20 protein-coding genes are annotated in these 14554 nt (G+C 71.3%); 10 read left to right on the forward strand and 10 right to left on the reverse strand.

Translation table 11 applies throughout. The features are described from left to right. Window positions 1-4: 4 nt before the first annotated feature. The 3 genes from BLV96_RS23345 to BLV96_RS51265 all read right to left on the reverse strand — a co-directional run bounded on the left by BLV96_RS23345 (window position 5) and on the right by BLV96_RS51265 (window position 1989). On the reverse strand, window positions 5-190 hold the full coding sequence (locus tag BLV96_RS23345) for a HypC/HybG/HupF family hydrogenase formation chaperone (protein ID WP_086673634.1): 186 nt from the start codon (window positions 188-190) through the stop codon (window positions 5-7). A gap of 47 nt (window positions 191-237) precedes the next feature. Further along, window positions 238-858 carry a D-sedoheptulose-7-phosphate isomerase gene (locus BLV96_RS23350; RefSeq protein WP_086673533.1) on the reverse strand — a complete coding sequence of 207 codons (621 nt, stop codon included), beginning with the start codon at window positions 856-858 and terminating at the stop codon, window positions 238-240. A gap of 87 nt (window positions 859-945) precedes the next feature. Next, entirely contained in the window at window positions 946-1989 is a 1044-nt protein-coding gene (locus BLV96_RS51265; protein WP_086673534.1) for an SEL1-like repeat protein, read from the reverse strand. 178 nt (window positions 1990-2167) lie between these two features. Between BLV96_RS51265 and BLV96_RS23360 the strand changes: the two genes are divergently transcribed. From BLV96_RS23360 to BLV96_RS23375, 4 genes are all read left to right on the forward strand, one after another. After that, a complete protein-coding gene (locus BLV96_RS23360) occupies window positions 2168-2848 on the forward strand; it encodes an HNH endonuclease family protein (RefSeq protein ID WP_086673637.1) in 681 nt (226 codons plus the stop codon). Between the two features lie 10 nt (window positions 2849-2858). Next, window positions 2859-3500, forward strand: a complete 642-nt coding sequence (locus tag BLV96_RS23365; RefSeq protein WP_086673536.1) for an alpha/beta fold hydrolase — start codon at window positions 2859-2861, stop codon at window positions 3498-3500. Between the two features lie 143 nt (window positions 3501-3643). Further along, complete coding sequence (locus BLV96_RS23370) at window positions 3644-4387, forward strand: 3D domain-containing protein (RefSeq protein WP_086673538.1); 744 nt, start codon at window positions 3644-3646, stop codon at window positions 4385-4387. Window positions 4388-4397: 10 nt separating this feature from the next. Beyond that, on the forward strand, window positions 4398-5720 hold the full coding sequence (locus BLV96_RS23375; RefSeq protein ID WP_086673540.1) for a cellulose binding domain-containing protein: 1323 nt from the start codon (window positions 4398-4400) through the stop codon (window positions 5718-5720). Between the two features lie 79 nt (window positions 5721-5799). Here the strand turns inward: BLV96_RS23375 and BLV96_RS23380 are convergent, their stop codons facing one another. Further along, window positions 5800-6438 (reverse strand): nitroreductase family protein, encoded by a 639-nt coding sequence (locus BLV96_RS23380; protein ID WP_086673542.1) that lies wholly within the window; start codon window positions 6436-6438, stop codon window positions 5800-5802. Between the two features lie 18 nt (window positions 6439-6456). Beyond that, window positions 6457-7434 (reverse strand): aldo/keto reductase, encoded by a 978-nt coding sequence (locus BLV96_RS23385; RefSeq protein WP_086673544.1) that lies wholly within the window; start codon window positions 7432-7434, stop codon window positions 6457-6459. A gap of 33 nt (window positions 7435-7467) precedes the next feature. Here BLV96_RS23385 and BLV96_RS23390 point away from each other — a divergent pair, with 33 nt between their 5' ends. Further along, a complete protein-coding gene (locus tag BLV96_RS23390; RefSeq protein WP_086673546.1) occupies window positions 7468-7959 on the forward strand; it encodes a MarR family winged helix-turn-helix transcriptional regulator in 492 nt (163 codons plus the stop codon). On the opposite strand, the gene BLV96_RS23395 is transcribed toward BLV96_RS23390, so the two are convergent. The 3 genes from BLV96_RS23395 to BLV96_RS23405 form a co-directional block, all read right to left on the reverse strand. Then, window positions 7960-8379: an ATP-binding protein gene (locus tag BLV96_RS23395; RefSeq protein ID WP_086673548.1), complete on the reverse strand. Its 420-nt coding sequence runs from the start codon at window positions 8377-8379 to the stop codon at window positions 7960-7962. Between the two features lie 62 nt (window positions 8380-8441). Continuing rightward, window positions 8442-9215: a SigB/SigF/SigG family RNA polymerase sigma factor gene (locus BLV96_RS23400; RefSeq protein WP_086673550.1), complete on the reverse strand. Its 774-nt coding sequence runs from the start codon at window positions 9213-9215 to the stop codon at window positions 8442-8444. After that, window positions 9212-9628: an ATP-binding protein gene (locus tag BLV96_RS23405; RefSeq protein WP_086673552.1), complete on the reverse strand. Its 417-nt coding sequence runs from the start codon at window positions 9626-9628 to the stop codon at window positions 9212-9214. Before BLV96_RS23405 ends, BLV96_RS23400 begins: the two co-directional genes overlap by 4 nt. A 163-nt stretch (window positions 9629-9791) precedes the next feature. On the opposite strand from BLV96_RS23405, the gene BLV96_RS23410 reads away from it, so the two are divergent. The 3 genes from BLV96_RS23410 (at window position 9792) to BLV96_RS23420 (ending at window position 11508) form a co-directional block, all read left to right on the forward strand. Continuing rightward, on the forward strand, window positions 9792-10100 hold the full coding sequence (locus BLV96_RS23410) for a WhiB family transcriptional regulator (protein ID WP_086673553.1): 309 nt from the start codon (window positions 9792-9794) through the stop codon (window positions 10098-10100). Between the two features lie 206 nt (window positions 10101-10306). Continuing rightward, window positions 10307-10660, forward strand: coding sequence for an STAS domain-containing protein (locus tag BLV96_RS23415; protein ID WP_086673555.1), 354 nt, complete (start codon window positions 10307-10309; stop codon window positions 10658-10660). Between the two features lie 59 nt (window positions 10661-10719). Next, window positions 10720-11508: a metal-dependent hydrolase gene (locus BLV96_RS23420; RefSeq protein ID WP_086673639.1), complete on the forward strand. Its 789-nt coding sequence runs from the start codon at window positions 10720-10722 to the stop codon at window positions 11506-11508. Here BLV96_RS23420 and BLV96_RS23425 read toward each other — a convergent pair. Next, complete coding sequence (locus tag BLV96_RS23425; protein ID WP_086673557.1) at window positions 11471-12241, reverse strand: nuclear transport factor 2 family protein; 771 nt, start codon at window positions 12239-12241, stop codon at window positions 11471-11473. The genes BLV96_RS23420 and BLV96_RS23425 overlap by 38 nt on opposite strands. A gap of 96 nt (window positions 12242-12337) precedes the next feature. Here BLV96_RS23425 and BLV96_RS23430 point away from each other — a divergent pair, with 96 nt between their 5' ends. Continuing rightward, window positions 12338-12892: a TetR/AcrR family transcriptional regulator gene (locus tag BLV96_RS23430; RefSeq protein ID WP_086673560.1), complete on the forward strand. Its 555-nt coding sequence runs from the start codon at window positions 12338-12340 to the stop codon at window positions 12890-12892. Here the strand turns inward: BLV96_RS23430 and BLV96_RS23435 are convergent. Then, a complete protein-coding gene (locus tag BLV96_RS23435; RefSeq protein ID WP_086673562.1) occupies window positions 12863-14086 on the reverse strand; it encodes an MFS transporter in 1224 nt (407 codons plus the stop codon). The two genes, BLV96_RS23430 and BLV96_RS23435, sit on opposite strands and share 30 nt — an antisense overlap. A 121-nt stretch (window positions 14087-14207) precedes the next feature. Between BLV96_RS23435 and BLV96_RS50330 the strand changes: the two genes are divergently transcribed. Then, complete coding sequence (locus BLV96_RS50330) at window positions 14208-14534, forward strand: hypothetical protein (RefSeq protein ID WP_208608303.1); 327 nt, start codon at window positions 14208-14210, stop codon at window positions 14532-14534. Window positions 14535-14554: the final 20 nt, after the last annotated feature.

A 14554-nucleotide genomic window follows, 5' to 3' on the forward strand; every position in this document is an offset into this window, starting at 1 on the left:
GCGGCTAGGAGTTCTCCAAGCGTGCGATGGCTTCCCCGGCGTGCACCAGGATGCGGTCGCCGACGCCGGCCTCGACCAGCGCCACACTGACCTCTTCCCGGGTGGATCCGGTGTCCACGACAGCGAGCTCGTCTGCGAGGAGCTCGACCACGGTCACCTCGACCGCGGTGTCGGAGCAGGTGATGCACACCCCGTCGTGACAGGCGGGGCCGGCCGCTCTGTCGGCGCCATCGGCGTTCACGACGCCACCTCCGGGGTCAGCACGCCGGGTTGCTCGAAGAAGACGTGCACCAGCTCCCACAGCACGTGGTAGGTGGTCACGTGGACCTCCTTGACGACCCGCGGGTCGGTCGAGCGGGCGATGAGGACGTGGTCGAGGCCGGGTGTCCGGGCGATCGCGCCGCCGTCGCCGCCGGTCAGCGCGACGGTGAGCATCCCGAGGTCCCGGGCCGTTTCGAGGGCGCGGCGGACGTTCGCGCAGTCGCCGTCGGTGGAGATGCCCAGCGCGATGTCGGCCGGGTCGCCGATGATCCGCAGCTGGTGGGCGAAGACGTCCTCGAGGCCGGCGCGGTTGGCGACGCCGGTGACCGTCGCGACGTCGGCGGTCAGCGAGAGCGCCGGCAGCGCGCGCTTGCCGACGATCACCGGGTGGACGAACTCGACCGCCACGTGCTGGGCGTCGGTGCTGGGACCGCCGTTGCCGAAGACGACGAGCTTGCCGCCGCGGTGGAAGCGCCGCGCCATGCCGTGGCACGCCTCGGCCACCGTCCTGGCGTCGTCGGCCAGGGCGAGCACAGGGGCCTTGCGGCGCTCGAAGAGCGCGTCGACGGAGTCCGGCTGATTCGGTGACCACGACATCGCGGCACTTCCTCGGGGCAGCTGCTCGGCGGTGGGAGCGCACCCCAGGTTAGAACTGTGAGTTGGATCACACAATAGATCGATCGGTCAGAAGTGGTGCTCTCGGTCGTCCTGGAGGTGCTCCGCACGGGCGAGCCACTGCTCCGCCTCATGGGCGGCTCCGCGCGACCGCAGCATCCGGGCCAGGCTGAGCATGCCCTGGACGTCGCCGGTGTCGGCGGCCCGGCGGAACCACCGCTCGGCCTCGGCGAGGTCGTCCCGGTGCTCGGCGAGGTGCCCGAGGTTGGTAAGCGCGGGGACGCTGCCGTGCTCGGCGGCCTTGCGGTACCAGGCCGCGGCCTCGCCCTCGTCGCCGCGGTTGCGGGCCAGCACGCCGAGGTTGGTCATCGCGGCCGGGTCGCCGCGCTCGGCCGCGTCGAGGTACCAGTTCTCGGCTTCTTCGAGGTCACCGCGGCGGTGCAGCAGCAGCCCGAGCCGGACGATCGCCTCGACGTGCCCGCCGGCGGCGCCCTGGCGGTACCACGACTCGGCGTCGCCGGGGCGGCCGAGCCGTTCGGCCTGCCGGCCCAGCTGGCAGGTGGCGGCGAGGTCGCCGGCCAGCACGGCCGAGCGCCACCAGCGGGAAGCTTCGGCGGCCTGCCCGCGGTCGCGCAGCACGACGCCCAGGTCGATCATCGCGCTCGTGACCCCGGCGTCGGCGGCCTGCCGCAGCCACGTCTCGGCCTCGTCGGTCCGCCCCTGCTCACGCAGCAGGTGCCCGAGCGCGGCGATCGAGGTCAGGTCGCCGGTACGGGCTGCCTCGCCGTACCAGTGCTGGGCGTCTTCGCGCTTGCCGCGCCGCTCGTAGGAGCGGGCGAGGTTCAGCATCCCGTGCGGCTCGCCGGCCAGGGCGGCCTCGTGGTACCAGCGCTCGGCCTCCTCCTGCGCGCCGCGGTCGGCGAGCAGGTGCGCGAGCGACGTCATCGAGACGCGGTCGCCGCCCATCGCGGCCTTGCGGAACCACGACTCGGCCTCGGCCAGGTTCCCCTGCTCGCGCATGGCGGAGCCCATCCTGGCCATGGCGACCACGTTGCCGCCTTCCGCGGCTTTGCGCTGGAAGAACTCGTCGAACTTCTTGAGCCGGCCGGGCATCGGCTGCTCCCTCCGGATGGGTCCTGCTCCGGTAGTCGCAGATGATCGGCTCGGTGTGACACCCCTGCCGTGGGTGGGCGAGGTCACATTCGCGCCAGGTCGTCGTGTCGGCGCGGTTTTCCCAGGCCGGCAGGGGTGAGACTACGCCGCGCTCAGGTGAATTCGAGAGGAGAAAATGGTGGCGGCCCGCGGCTTTCGGCTCAGCGTGACCCAACGATCTCTGCTGGTAGTCGCGATCCTGGCGGTCGCCTTCTTCGGGTACTGGGCGACGAGAAGCTCCGGCGCGACCCCGCCGCCTTCGTCGTCCTCCTCGGCACCGGTTCCGGTCGGCGCGGCCGACGCGCAGAAGCAGCTCGGCGAGCTGACCATCGCCGCGCGGACGTCCATGGACGGCTACTCGCGTGAGAAGTTCCCGCACTGGGACAGCCAGGGGTCAGGCTGTGACACCCGCGAAGTCGTCCTGAAGCGCGCGGGCAAGGACGTCAAGACCGACAAGGACTGCAAGGCGACGTCCGGGACGTGGACGAGCGTCTACGACGACGAGACGTGGACCAAGGCGACCGACCTCGACATCGACCACATGGTCCCGCTCGGGCAGGCGTGGGCCAGCGGCGCGAAGACGTGGACGACGGAGAAGCGCGAGCAGTTCGCGAACGACCTCACGCGGCCGCAGCTGTTCGCCGTCACCGACAACCTCAACCAGCAGAAGAGCGACAAGGCGCCGGACCAGTGGAAGCCGCCGCTCGTGGCGTTCTGGTGCACCTACGCGACCGACTGGATCGTGGTGAAGCACTACTACGGCCTGACGATCACCGAAGGCGAGAAAACCGCCTTGACGGACATGCTGCGGCGCTGCTGAGCTGACCGGCATGACGACCTTCGCGCTGATCCACGGGGGCGGCGGCAGCGGGTGGGACTTCCACCTGCTCGGCCCGGAACTGGAGGCGCGCGGCCACGGCTTCGTCGCGCCGGACCTGCCGATCACGGACCCGTCGGCGGGGCTGTCGTCGTTCGTGGACACGGTCTTGGCGGCCTTGGGCGACGCTTCGGACGTCGCCGTCGTCGGACACTCGTACGGCGGGTTCACGGCGCCGCTGGTCGCGTCGAAGGTGCGGGCGCGGCTGCTGGTCTACCTGGCCGGGATGATCCCGGCGCCGGGGGAGCCGCCGGGCCAGTGGTGGTCCAACACGGATTTTTCCGCGCCCTCGGGGCTCACGGAGATCGAGACGTTCTTCAACGGCGTCGACCCGGCGCTCGCCGCGGAAGGCATGGCGCACGGGCGCGAGCAGGTGAGCCGCGAGGGCGAGGACTCGTGGCCGCTGCCGGCCCACCCGGACGTCCCGACGCGGGTGCTCCTGTGCCGCGACGACCGGTTCTTCACGCCGGACTTCCAGCGCCGGGTGGCCCGGGAGCGCTTGGGTCTGACGCCGGACGAGGTCGACGGCCCGCACTGCGCCCCGCTGAGTCACCCCACGCAGATCGCCGACCGCCTGGTGAGCTACCTCGGCTGAGCCGATCGGGGTACCGGAAAACTTAAAGGTCTAGACCTATTGACTGGGTGGTCCAGGCCACTTAACGTCAGTTCCGCGGCGAACCCGCACCTCCCCACCTGCGTCACCTCCACCCCGGTCCCCACCATGGAGGTCTCCTCGTCATGCGCTTCGCCAGGGTCCTCGCGCTGGCGGCCTTCGCCGCCGGCAGCGTGCTCGTCGCTCCCGCCGCGTCCGCGGCCACCCTTCCCGCCTGTCAGCACTTCTACCCAGGCACCATTCCGGACCGCCCGGTCACCGGCGGCCACGGCCCCGGCACGCTCGTCGGCGCCGTCGACGTCACCAACCGCCTGCCCGCGCCCGGCTCGGTCAGCGGCGGCCTCGGCAGCGACGGCAAGGTCACCTTCACCTTCGCCCGCGTCTCCGGCGCGAAGGCCTACCGCGCGTTCCGCAACGGCCAGGCCCTGCAGTGGATCAGCGACTGGGGCCAGCCGACGCTCACCGTCACCGACGCGAGCCCGTGCCAGAACGCGAACTACCAGCTCTACGCGATGACGGCGGAGGACAACTCGCCCGGCTCGCTCGGCCAGATCTCGACGGCGTACCGCCTCGACGGCGCCAACCACCTCGCCACCTACCGGATCCCGGCCGGCACCACGCTGAACTACCGCGTCACGTCCTACAACGACGTCGCCCAGACGGCGCTGGGCTACAGCGCCGGGCCGGGCTTCTGCGCGGTCGACGCCCGGAACATCCCGTGGGGCACCCGGTTCTCCGTCCCGGGCTACGGCGAGTGCTACGCGGCCGACATCGGCAGCTGGATCAAGGACGACATCGTCGACGTCTGGCTGCCCGGCTCGCAGGCCGACGCCTGGGGCATCCAGCGGCTCACCCTGACCGTGCGCTGAGGGAGACGTCATGAAAGCCAAGCTCGCGCTCGCCGCGACGATCCTCTCGGTGGCGACGGTCTTCGTCGTCGCCCCGGCGGACGCCGCCACCGCACCCTCGGCGGCGTTCGCCAAGGACTCCGACTGGGGCTCCGGCTACCAGGCGAAGTACACGATCAGCGCGGGCACGTCCGCGCTGACGAGCTGGAAGCTGGAGTTCGACCTGCCGGCCGGCACGTCGCTCGGGTCCTATTGGGACGCGCTCGACACACCGAGCGGGCCCCACCACTCGTTCGCCAACCGCGAGTACAACGGCTCGGTCGCCGCCGGCGCGTCGACGAGCTTCGGGTTCCTGGTCAGCGGCAGCGGCTTGCCCGCGAACTGCAAGCTGAACGGCCAGCCGTGCGCGGGCGGCACCACACCCACGACCACTCCGACGACGCCGCCCACGACCACCACTACGACCACCACGCCTCCCACCGGCGGGAGCGCGCGGGTGTCGCCGTACATCGACATCACGATGGCGACGCCGTCGCTGGTGTCGGTGGCGAACGCGACGGGCCAGAAGAACTTCACGCTCGCCTTCGCACTGGGCAGCAGCCTCGGCTGCGACCCGCAGTGGGGCGGCACGGTCCCGCTGCTGGACTCCCGGATCATCAACGACGTCACCGCGTTGCGCTCGCTCGGCGGCGGTGTGACGGTGGCTTCCGGTGGGGCGCTGGGCCCGTACCTGGAGAACGTCTGCGGCTCGGTGGACGCGCTGTACAACGCGTACGTGAAGACGCTGGACGCGGTGGGCAGCAACAGCCTGGACGTCGACGTCGAGGCGTCGATCCCGACGGCGATGGTCAACCAGGCGCTCCTGCGGTTGCAGCAGCAGCGCGGCACGCACGTCAGCTACACGATGCGGATCCAGGGCCAGGACTACGGGATGGACCCGTTCTCGGTGTCGATCCTGCAGGACGCGGCTTCGCGCGGGCTGAACGTGGTGGTCAACCCGATGCTGATGGACTTCGGCTACAGCGGCTCGTGGGGCGACGCGCTGGTGTCGGCGGCCAACGCGACGCTGGGTCAGATGAAGACGATCTGGCCGTCGAAGTCCGACGCGCAGATCAAGGCGTCGCTGGGCTTGACCCCGATGATCGGCCGCAACGACACGGGCTCGGTGACGGACCAGGCGGCGGCGCGTCAGCTACTGGCGTACGCGCAGGCGAACCACGTGGCGAGCATCGGCTTCTGGTCCGCGGGCCGCGACAACGGAGGCTGCCCGGGCGGCGGAGCGGTGGCGACGTGCTCGGGGATTTCGCAGTCGCTGTACGAGTTCACGAACATCTTCAAGGCGTACACGGGCTGAGCCCCCAGACGGCCGCAAGGCCGTGCCGGCCTCCTTGCCGACGTCCCCAAACGCCCCGGCAAGGAGGCCTTCACGGGTGTCACCAGCGGTCGAGGTGCAGGACCTCTTCCAGCGGCTGCCGCGCGGCCGGCTTGAACGTCTCGCCCGTGTAGAACGCCGTCGGGATCAGTGCCGCCTGGTGGACGTTCTTCGGCAGCCCCAAAACCTCCGCCGCTTCCTGCTCGTACGCCAGGTGCAGCGTCGTCCACGCCGTCCCCAGCGTCACCGACCGCGCCGCCAGCATGTAGCTCCACACCGCCGGCAGCAGCGAGGCCCACAGCCCCGCCTGGTTGCCCGCGGGCAGCTCCGACGACGGCGTCTCCAGGCACGGCACCACCAGCACCGGCACGTCACCCATCCGGTCGGCCAGGTACTCGACGCTGCTGCCGACCCGCTGCTGGACCGCGGCCCGCGAAGGGTCGTCCGCGAACAGCTTCCCGGCCGCGCGGTCCGAAGACAGGTACTCGCGGCACGCCCGGCCGTAGATGTCCCCGAGCGCCGCCCGCTGGCCGGCGTCCGTGACCACCAGCCACTGCCAGCGCTGGGTGTTCGAGCCGCTCGGCGCCTGCAGGGCCACCTGCACGCAGTGTTTCACCAGGTCGAGCGGCACGGGCCGGTCGAAGTCGAGCCGCTTGCGGACGGTCCTGGTGGTCGTCAGGAGCTCTTCGGGCGTCATCATCGGCCCATCATGCCGGGACTACCAGCGATCGTGCACGAGCGGACGCACCAGCTCGTCGTACGTCTCGCGCACGCCCGCGAGCGCCTCCGAAGACAACGCCGGAAGTGCGGCCGCCGCGGTGTTCGCCGTGGCCTGTGAAGCGTTGCGCGCGCCCGGGATCACCGTGCTGACGCCGGGCTGGTCGATGATCCAGCGCAGCGCGAACTGCGCCAGCGTCTGCCCCTCGGGCACCAGCCCGCGCAGCCGCTCGACCGCCTCCAGCCCGACCTCGTAGGGCACGCCCGAGAACGTCTCGCCGACGTCGAACGCCTCGCCGTGGCGGTTGAAGTTGCGGTGGTCGTCCTTGCCGAACGTCGTCGAAGCCGTGTAGCGCCCGGACAGCAGCCCGGACGCCAGCGGCACCCGCGCGATGATCCCCGCACCCGCCTCGGCCGCCGCCGGCAGCACGCGCTCCAGCGGCTTCAACCGCAGGCAGTTCAGGATGATCTGCACCGAAGCGACGTTCGGCCGCGCCAGCGCCGTCAACGCCTCTTCGCACGTCTCGACGCTCACGCCGTACGCCTTGATCCGGCCCTCGGAAACCATCTCGTCCAGGGCGTCGTACACCGCGTCCGACGAGTACACCGCGGTCGGCGGGCAGTGCAGCTGGACCAGGTCGAGCGTGTCGACGCCGAGGTTGCGGCGCGACCGGTCGTTCCACTCGCGGAAGTTCTCGGCGACGTAGTTCTCCGGCACCTGCTCGACCCGGCGGCCCATCTTCGTCGCGACGAAGACGCCGTCACGCGAATTGGCGAACTGGCCGACCAGCCGCTCGCTGCGCCCGTCGCCGTAGACGTCCGCGGTGTCGAAGAACGTGACGCCGGCGTCGGCCGCCGCGTGCAGCACCGCCAGTGCGTCCTTTTCGTCGACTTCGCCCCAGTCCGCGCCGAGCTGCCAGCAGCCGAGCCCGACGACGGACACCTCACGGCCCAGCCGGGCGATCTTCCGGTTCTCCATGCCGCGATCCAAGCACACCTAAGATCGGCGGTCATGGCCATGACATCGGGTCCGGACGGGCTCGGGACCCGGATGCGGCACGTCCTCGAGGTCCTCGAGGGCGACGTCGCGAAGTTCCTCACCGACATCGGCCTCGGCGACTACCGCCCGCGGTACTCGGGAGTGGTGCGGGCGCTGCTCGCGCGCGGCCCGCTGGCCATCCGCGACCTCGCCGCCGAGATGGGCGTGACGCACTCGGCGGCCAGCCAGACCGTCGCGCAGATGAACCGCGCCGGCCTGGTCGGCCTGGAACCGGGCGCGGACGCCCGGCAGCGGATCGTGTCGCTCACCGAGAAGACGCGCGGCCTGCTGCCGCTGATCGAAGCGGAGTGGACGGCGACGACCGAGGCGTCGGAGGCCCTGGAAGCCGAGCTGCCCTACCCGTTGCGCGGGGTGCTCGCCGCGATCGTCGAGGCGCTGGAGCGCAAGCCGTTCCGGCAGCGGATCGCGGAGACCGCCGCCGCCCGGGAGCTCCTGGAGCCCTGATCAGCCGCCGGTGATTCGGAAGACGGCCCAGACGAACTTGCCGCCGGGGCAGCGTTCGAAGCCCCAGTCCTCCGACAACGCCTGGACCAGCACGAGCCCGCGGCTGCGCGCCTCGGCGGGCGACGGCGCCCGCAGCTCCGGCAGCAGCGGCCCGGCGTCGTGCACCCGCAGCGTCAGCCGCCCGTCGGCGTAGGCCAGCTCGAGCCGCCGCGGGCGTTCACCGTGCTCGAAGGCGTTGGTGACCAGCTCGGACGTGGCCAGCAGGACGTCGTCCAGCTGCGCCTCGCACAGCCCGGCCGCGAGCAGCGTCGAGCGGACCTCGTGGCGCGCCCGCGCCGGGGCCGTCACGTCGTCCGGGAGGGAAACCGTCAGCGGCGCGGCTTGAACAGCCGTGCGCGGCGGCATCTTCGACATCGTCATCGGTCCCCCTCCCAGTGAGTTCCGGTACCGTCCGCTTGGTACCCAAGCGGCTGAGCCGCTAATCAGGTGCCGTCGGCGAGCTCGGATTCGTCCAGGCCCGAACGCAGCTTCTTCAACGTCGCCGCGAGCAACCGCGACACCTGCATCTGGGAGACCCCGACGCGGCGCGCGATGTCCGATTGGCTCATCCCGGACCCGAACCGCAGCGCGACGATCTTGCGCTCCCGTTCGGGCAGGCTGTCCAGCATCGGTCGCAGTGCCTCGCGCAGCTCGGCCTGGCCGAGCTCGGCGTCCGGCGCCCCGAACCGCGTGTGCGCGGCGTTCTCCAGCAGGTGGTCCAGCGAAGCGCCGTACCGGCCTTGACCGGCGCGAAGGCCCTCGTAGACGTCCTCGATCGGCACGCCGAGCCGCGCGGCGATCTCACTGGGCTTCGGCGCGCGCGAAAGCTGCACCGTGAGCTCTTCGCGCGCGGCGGAGATGTTCGCGTTCAGCTCCTTGAGCCGCCGCGGCACCCGCACCGACCAGCTGTTGTCGCGGAAGTGGTGGCGCAGCTCCCCGGAGATCGTGGGGACGGCGAAGGCCAGGAAGTCCGTCCCCTGCTCGGGGTCGAACCGGTCGACGGCGTGGATCAGCCCGACCGTGGCGATCTGGACCAGGTCCTCCATCGCCTCGTCGCGGTTGCGGAACTTCCGGGCCAGGTTGCGCGCGAGCTCCAGGTGCGTGCGCACCAGCGTGTCGCGGATGCGCTCCCGCTCCGGGGAGTCCGCCGGCAGCCCGGCGAGTTGGGTGAACAGCGCGGCGACGTCGACCCCGCTGCCCCCGGCGGGGTCGGTCACGAGTCCGCCGCCTGGCTCTCCCGGACGAGGTCGACCCGGGACAGGTAGCGCCCGTCCTCGGGGGTCACCGTGCGCTCGGCCGACGTCGCGAGCGCGGTCAGCAGCTGCCACGACAGACCGCTGTCGTCTTCGTGGTCGGGTGTGTCCGAAAGCACCGAGACCGAGACCTCGATGCGCGGCCCGCTCCACGAGAAGACGCAGGTCAGCCGGCCGTCCGAAGCGGCGGGGAGAAGCAGTGAGCAGGCCTCGTCCACCGCCATCCGGAGGTCCTCGACGGCGTCGAGGTCGAAGTCCTGGCGCATGGCGATGTCCGCCACGATGGTGCGCAGCGTCGGCACGACGTGCGGGATGGCAGCCGTCCGCACCTCGATGACCTGCGCGCCTTCCGGGACGAGCGGGGCGTTGTCCTCCACGTTTGTTCCTTTCTCCGCACTCGCGCTCCAACGGGTCGCGGTGTCCTCTTCACGCCCGGTCGCGAGATGCCCGTGGGGTGAGCAAACCAAACCCGCGTTTGATCCGCTCCACCGGCGGGCATGTAGCGGTCGACATGCTCATCCTGGGAAAGGCAGGGACGACATGGCTGACGTCAGCCGGCTGCCCAACGTGGTTGCTGAAGAGTGGGAATGGCAGCTGAACGGCTCGTGCCGAGGTGCGGACAGCAGCCTGTTCTTCCACACGGACAACGAGCGGGGTTCGGCGCGCGAGCGGCGCGAGTCCCGGGCCAAGGCCATCTGCCAGACCTGCCCGGTCCTGGCCCAGTGCCGCCAGCACGCGATGACCGTGCAGGAGCCGTACGGCATCTGGGGCGGCCTCGGCGAGATCGAGCGGCGGCAGCTGTTCCTGCGTCAGCGCAGGGCGGCGCGCAAGGCCGTCAGCGCCCACTGACCAGGCAAGATCCGATCACACGTGCACAGTGCGAGCGAAAGGGCGGCGGCCGTGGCGGGCTCGGTCGCATCCTGGGTTAGGGTTGGCCCCGGAGTTGCCTTTGACCGTGCCGGCGCGAGCTTCAGGAAGGCACGGTGACACGGTTGCCGCTTGAGACAGCAGGCGCGTACCCGGCGCAGGAGCAGCGCCTGACGAGGAGAAACTGCATGCCCGCAGCCGACCAGAACGCCACCCCGCCCGGGTTCGGCATCACGCTGGACACCGACGCGACGGAGCCCCGGGTGGTGGTCACCGGCGAGCTCGATCTGCTCACCAGCCCGCAGTTGCAGGAGGCCCTGGCGGGGCTGATCGCGGACAAGCGCGCGCAGCGGGTCGTGGCCGATCTGACCGGGGTGACCTTCTTCGATTCCTCCGCGCTGAACGTGGTGCTCCGCGCACAACGCCAGGCCGGCGAGCAGGAAGTCGAACTCGAGGTCGTCCCGAGTCCCGCCGTGAGCCGCGTGATCGAGCTCACCGGCGTGGCCGAACACCTGAGCGTGTCGGAGGACCCCCAAGCCTGACCGCCCGCTACGGTTCCGCGAGCTGATTTTCGTACGCGGACCTGGGGGACGGCACGATGATGGGGCGGACGCACGCCCTGACCGGCTGGTGCGCGGGCTTGGCCCTGGCGCCCGCGGTCGGGGCCGGTTCGGTGCACCAGGCGGTGGTCTTCGCGGCCACCACGGCGGGGTTCGCCCTGCTGCCCGACCTCGACCACCCCGGCGCGAGCGCGTCCCGCCTGCTCGGCTGGCTGACGGGCTCGTTGTCGTGGCTGCTGCGCCGCGTGTCGGCGGCGTTCTACGCGCTGACGAAAGGCCCTCGCGACGAGAAGGTGACCGGCCAGCACCGCCACCTCTCCCACACGGTCCTGTTCGCGGCCGGCCTGGGCCTGCTGACGTCCTGGGGGACCGAAACCGGCGGGCCGTGGGCCGTCGTCGGCGTGGTGGTCTTCGGCCTGATGCTGGCGGAAGGCGCGCTGGGCGACTGGCTGCTGCCGGTGAGCGGCGCCGCGGTGGCCTGGTGGTTCTTCACGGCGCCGCCCGACCGGGCCGGCGAACTCGAGTCCATCACCGGCTGGCTGGGCATCGCGGTGGCCGCGGGCTGCCTGACCCACTGCCTCGGCGACGCGCTGACCGAGTCCGGCTGCCCGTTCCTCTTCCCGATCCCGATCGCCGGCGAGACCTGGTACGAGATCGGGCCGCCGAAGGCGCTCCGGTTCAAGACGGGCAAGAAGGTCGAGAAGCGGCTGGTCTTCCCGGTGTTCGTGGTGCTGGGGGTGCTGCTGGTGCCCGGGGTGTGGGACTGGTCGGTGAGCACGGTCGAGCGGCTGTTCATCCCGCCGGCGAGTCAGCAGGCGACGACTCCCTGAACCGCTTGATCCGCTCCGCCGAGGCGGCGGTGTCCGCGTAGTCGCGGGTGTGGGTGATCAGGCCGTTCTCGATGGTCATGACCATGACGTAGGAGGCCACGAAGGTCTCGCCGCCGAGTTCCTGGTGGAGGTCGAACTCCGCGACCAGCACCGACGGGTCGTTCGTCCCGTGGACGACGACGTTGGCGGCGCCCGTGACCCGCCGGACCCCGGCGGCCGCGTGGAACCGGCGGCGGAGTTCTTCGCGGCCGTGGGTCAGCCGGGGCACGCCGGCCGGCGTGAACGGCATTTCGACGGTGACGTCCTCGGCGTAGAGGTCGGCGAGGTCGTCCCAGCGGTTCTCGACCGAGGCGGCGAGGAACCGGTCGAACACCTCGCGGGTGCGCAGCGAGGCGAGGGCCAGGTTCGGGTAGTCGCGGTACGCCGTGATCTCGCCGCCGGCCACCGTGACCACCCCGACCGACGACGGGTGCCCGGCCACCGCGAGTTCCAGGACGAACCCGGTCTCGGTGGTCGTGACGTCGACCTGGGCGTTCGTCACGCCGATTCCGCGAGCGCGCTCGCCGCCCGCGTTCAGCATCGCGACGATCGCCTCCCGGCCTTCGGTGCGCTGCCCGAGGAAGGGCAGCTCGTAAACGGCATCGGCGGCGAAGAGATCCGCGAACGGCGCGGTGTCCAGCTTGGCCATCCCCTCCCGGACGCGGGCGGCGATTTCGGGCACGGTGCGTGGCATCGGAATTCTCCTGGAAGACTGGGCGTTGAATCGGAACGGTGCACCCGCTTACGACGATACGGAGCCTGCGTTCCGGTTGTCAACGAGGAGACGAACATGGAGAAGATGCGCGCGGACGCGCGGCGCAACCGGGCCAAGGTCCTGGCTGCCGCCGAAGAGGCGTTCGCCGCTGACGGGCTCGCCGTGCCGCTCGACGACATCGCGCGGCTGGCCGGCGTGGGCGCCGGCACCGTCTACCGGCACTTCCCCAGCAAGGAGGCGCTCTTCCAGGCCGTCGTCCTCGAGCGGATCGAGCAGTTCGCCGAAGAGGCGCGCGGGCTAGCCACCGCCGACGAGCCGGGTGAGGTCTTCCTCGACTACTTCGTCCGCGTGATCAAGCAGGCGTCGCTCAACCGGGCCATCTGCGACGCCCTCGCCCAGTCCGGCGGCCACGCTTTCAAGGCGGGTGCGGGCGACGACTTCCGCTCCGCGCTCGCCGAACTGCTGAAGAGGGCCCAGGAAGCCGGCACGGTCCGCCCCGACATCGACGGCGACGACCTGCGGGCGCTCATCGTCGGGTGCCTCGCCGTGGAGCGGTACTCGCCGGGCAGCCGGCACCTCGTCCGGATAGTGGTCGACGGGCTACGAGCCGGCGGCGGTCAGGTCGCGTAGCTTCCGCAACGGCGACCGGAGCAGGATCGCGGCCGACGCCAGCACGCCGGCCGCCGCGATGTGCAGCGTCACCCGCATCCCGAACGCGCCGGCCAAGGCGCCGCCGAGGAGGCTGCCGAGCGGAACGGCGCCGAAGACCAGTGTGTGGGTGATCGAGTTGACCCGGCCGAGCAGCTCCGGCGGCGCGACGGCCTGCTGAAAGCTCATCCCGAAGACGTTCAGCACGATGACGCCGAAGCTCGCGAAGAACCCGGCGACGACGTAGCAGGTGAGCGCCCAGCCCGGTCCGGTGAACGGGTAGAGCTGGTACGCCAGGCCGTACAGCACCGCCGCACCGCAGAGCGCCCGCGCGCCGCCGATCCGCTCGCCGATCCGCCGGGCGACGAGCCCCGCGGTGAGGGCGCCGGTCAGCGTCGCGGTGCCGAGCAGCCCGATCGCCCACGGCGAAAGGCCGACGTCGCGAGCCAGGAACACGATGACGATGGCCAGGTGCACTGACTGGAAGAAGCTCGACACGGCGCCGTGCACGCTGATCGCCAGCAGGATCCGGTCGCCGCGGACGACGCGGAGGCCGTCGCCGATCTCGCGCAACAGCCGCCGCGGCCGGGGTTCGGGCCGCACGTCGTGCGCCTCGATCCGGTGCAGCCACAGCGCCGACCCGAGGTAGCTGACGGCGTCGACGCCCAAGGCCGCGGCGTTGCCGAGGGCCTGCACGACCACCCCGGCCAGCCCGGGACCCGCGACCGCGGCCATCGACAGGTTCGTCTGAAGCCGGGAGTTCGCGTCCGGCAGCTGTTCCCGGGTGACCAGCCGCGGGACGTAGGTCTGGTGCGCGATGTCGAAGAACACGCCCAGCAGTCCGACCCCGAACACGACGACCAGCAGGTGGGCGAGCCCGAGCACGCCGAACAGCGCGGCGACCGGGATCGACGCGATCAGCACCGCGCGTCCCACGTCGGCGGCGATCAGCGCCGGGCGGTGGCGCATCCGGTCGCACCACGCGCCGACCTGCAGGCCGAGCAGCAGGTACGGCAGGCTCTCCGCCGTCCGCAGGAGCGAAACTTCGAAGACCGACGCGCCGAGCGCGGTGACCGCGAGCAGTGGCACCGCCAGCACGTCGACGCGGCTCCCGAGCTGGCTCACCAGATCGGCGAGCCAAAGCCGGCGGAAGTCGCGGTTCGCCAGTGCCCCCATGAGTCCAACCTAGCAACAAAGTTGAGTCAAACAGACTCAAGGTGCACGTTGTGTAACAAGAGCTAAGATCGACGCGAGTTAGTCCTCGTACCTGCGCTGCGCGTGGCGAGGGGGTGCCCGGATGAACGGCCGACCTACCTGGGGCTCCGCCGCGGTCACCGGGCTGGCGGGTTTCTCCGCCGGCCTGCTCGTCGCCGCCCTGCTCATCGCCGGGCGGGCCGCTCCGAAGCCCGCCGATCTCACCCCCGCTCCGCCGCCCAGCACCGTCTCCGCCGTGCCGGTCACCGTCACCGCGTCCGTGCCGCCGTCCACCGTCACCTCGGTGGAGACGTCGCCGCCGAGCACCACCACCAGCGTCGTCGAAGTGACCGTCACCCCCTCGACCACAGCCACTTCCGCACCGGAAACCTCGCCCGCTCTTCCACTGACCAGCGGGTGGCGTGACTGACCCGTGCAACCCGCGCGCCC

This window comes from Amycolatopsis pretoriensis, assembly GCF_900107925.1.
Classification (GTDB): domain Bacteria; phylum Actinomycetota; class Actinomycetes; order Mycobacteriales; family Pseudonocardiaceae; genus Amycolatopsis; species Amycolatopsis pretoriensis.

Coding starts and splice junctions, on each gene's coding strand:
- BLV96_RS23350 (WP_086673533.1), bottom strand. CDS start 858: ATGTCGTGGTCACCGAATCAGCCGGACTCCGTCGACGCGCTCTTCGAG.
- BLV96_RS51265 (WP_086673534.1), bottom strand. CDS start 1,989: ATGCCCGGCCGGCTCAAGAAGTTCGACGAGTTCTTCCAGCGCAAAGCC.
- BLV96_RS23365 (WP_086673536.1), top strand. CDS start 2,859: ATGACGACCTTCGCGCTGATCCACGGGGGCGGCGGCAGCGGGTGGGAC.
- BLV96_RS23370 (WP_086673538.1), top strand. CDS start 3,644: ATGCGCTTCGCCAGGGTCCTCGCGCTGGCGGCCTTCGCCGCCGGCAGC.
- BLV96_RS23375 (WP_086673540.1), top strand. CDS start 4,398: ATGAAAGCCAAGCTCGCGCTCGCCGCGACGATCCTCTCGGTGGCGACG.
- BLV96_RS23380 (WP_086673542.1), bottom strand. CDS start 6,438: ATGATGACGCCCGAAGAGCTCCTGACGACCACCAGGACCGTCCGCAAG.
- BLV96_RS23385 (WP_086673544.1), bottom strand. CDS start 7,434: ATGGAGAACCGGAAGATCGCCCGGCTGGGCCGTGAGGTGTCCGTCGTC.
- BLV96_RS23390 (WP_086673546.1), top strand. CDS start 7,468: ATGGCCATGACATCGGGTCCGGACGGGCTCGGGACCCGGATGCGGCAC.
- BLV96_RS23395 (WP_086673548.1), bottom strand. CDS start 8,379: ATGACGATGTCGAAGATGCCGCCGCGCACGGCTGTTCAAGCCGCGCCG.
- BLV96_RS23410 (WP_086673553.1), top strand. CDS start 9,792: ATGGCTGACGTCAGCCGGCTGCCCAACGTGGTTGCTGAAGAGTGGGAA.
- BLV96_RS23415 (WP_086673555.1), top strand. CDS start 10,307: ATGCCCGCAGCCGACCAGAACGCCACCCCGCCCGGGTTCGGCATCACG.
- BLV96_RS23420 (WP_086673639.1), top strand. CDS start 10,720: ATGGGGCGGACGCACGCCCTGACCGGCTGGTGCGCGGGCTTGGCCCTG.
- BLV96_RS23425 (WP_086673557.1), bottom strand. CDS start 12,241: ATGCCACGCACCGTGCCCGAAATCGCCGCCCGCGTCCGGGAGGGGATG.
- BLV96_RS23430 (WP_086673560.1), top strand. CDS start 12,338: ATGGAGAAGATGCGCGCGGACGCGCGGCGCAACCGGGCCAAGGTCCTG.
- BLV96_RS23435 (WP_086673562.1), bottom strand. CDS start 14,086: ATGGGGGCACTGGCGAACCGCGACTTCCGCCGGCTTTGGCTCGCCGAT.
- BLV96_RS50330 (WP_208608303.1), top strand. CDS start 14,208: ATGAACGGCCGACCTACCTGGGGCTCCGCCGCGGTCACCGGGCTGGCG.